We start from the raw sequence: 1,494 nt of genomic DNA, 5'->3' as shown, positions 1-1,494 counted from the left end.
TTGTGATGGGCGTGGTTGTGGTGATCAACCCATCTACCAGGAGCTCTGCTGCGTCATGGGGCTAACCTCGGACTTGCGATCATGCTGTGACCAGGGCACTCGATGCGGAGCCTGAAATAGGTTCAGTGTGCTGGTTCAGGACATAGGAAACCCATGTCGCAGGACATAGGAAACTTCAACAGGGTGTGAGCTTCCCCCTGTTCTCCGGACACTTGACCTGAGGTCACCCTTGATCATCAGGAAGGATGTCCTCCATGCCCTCCCCACACCCTCCGGAGTTCCGGCGTCGCGCGGTCGAGCTCGCGCGCCAAGGTGACAAACCGCTCCTCCAGCTTGCCAAGGACCTGGGCGTCAGCCGCTCGTGCCTGCAGAACTGGCTGAGACAAGCCGACGCCGATGAAAACGCCGGCACCGGTGACCGGCTAACCAGCGCAGAGAAGAAGGAGCTCGCCGAGCTGCGGCGCCGCAATAAGCAGCTGGAGATGGAGAACGACATCCTCAAGCGGGCAGCGGCGTACTTCGCCCGGGAGAACGTCCTCCCAAAGTAATCTACTCGCTGGTCCGCGAACTCGCCGACGACCATATTTCGGTCGCGGTGGCCTGCCGAGTACTCCACGTGTCGACCTCGGGATATTACGAGTGGCTCGGCCGGTCCGAGCCGCCGCGCAACCTCCGCAATAAGGAACTCACCAAAGTGATCCGGCAGATCCACGCCGACTCGCGCGGCAGTTACGGCTCGCCGCGGGTGCACGCCGAACTCACGCTCGGGCTGGGTGAGAAGGTCAACCGCAAGCGTGTCGAGCGACTCATGCGCGAGGCCGGCCTGCAGGGGGTCTACCGGCGCAAGGGTCGTCGCAACCTGGTCAACCAGGCCACCGAGGAGGACCTGGTGCAGCGCCGCTTCGACGTCGAGGCACCTGATCGGCTCTGGCTGACCGACATCACCGAGCATCCCACCGGCGGAGGAAAGGTCTATTGCGCCGCCGTCATGGACGCCTACTCACGACGCGTCATCGGCTGGTCCATCGACGCGCGCCAGGATACGGATCTCGTGGTGAACGCATTAGCCATGGCTGTGGCCCGGCGAAAGCCAGACACCCGCTCAACCATTTTGCATTCCGATCACGGCACGCAAGGTGGATTCAATCGGTGCTCGCAACACCTCGTCGTTGGAGGTGTTGGTGCATGGGCATGGGCAAGAAACAGCAGGCCGTCCGGTTGTATCGCGGTCAGATCCCCTCGCCGGGACGGCCGACTGTCGCCTGGCGACAGGACCGCGTCCGGTTTTGGCAAGCTATCGCTCGAGGGGCGAGCTCGGAGGACGCCGCGGTGGAGATCGGCGTGTCACCAGCGGTTGGGACACGCTGGTTTCGCCAGGCTGGCGGGGTGGGACCATGCCTTGCCCCGACGGTGTCGGGCCGTTACCTGTCGTTCGCGGAGCGGGAAGAGATCGCGTTATGTCGTGCCCAGAAGCTCGGCGTGCGCGAGATCGCG

2 protein-coding genes and 1 pseudogene are annotated in these 1,494 nt (G+C 63.6%); all 3 read left to right on the top strand.

From position 1 onward, the window contains the following. The first annotated feature begins 254 nt into the window (after positions 1–254). Positions 255–548, top strand: coding sequence for a transposase (locus E1295_RS48080; protein WP_166427806.1), 294 nt, complete (start codon positions 255–257; stop codon positions 546–548). Further along, positions 548–1,126: pseudogene (locus E1295_RS52785) on the top strand (IS3 family transposase); the annotation flags it as partial. The gene E1295_RS48080 and the pseudogene E1295_RS52785, both read left to right, overlap by 1 nt. A gap of 59 nt (positions 1,127–1,185) precedes the next feature. Continuing rightward, positions 1,186–1,494: helix-turn-helix domain-containing protein (locus tag E1295_RS48070; protein WP_132642079.1), on the top strand; the 309-nt coding region annotated here is incomplete at its 3' end.

The sequence above is a fragment of the Nonomuraea mesophila genome (genome assembly GCF_004352805.1).
Classification (GTDB): domain Bacteria; phylum Actinomycetota; class Actinomycetes; order Streptosporangiales; family Streptosporangiaceae; genus Nonomuraea; species Nonomuraea longispora.
Note: the sequence above shows the minus strand (reverse complement) of the source record. Positions and strands in the feature narration are given on the sequence as shown.

Coding starts and splice junctions, on each gene's coding strand:
- E1295_RS48080 (WP_166427806.1), top strand. CDS start 255: ATGCCCTCCCCACACCCTCCGGAGTTCCGGCGTCGCGCGGTCGAGCTC.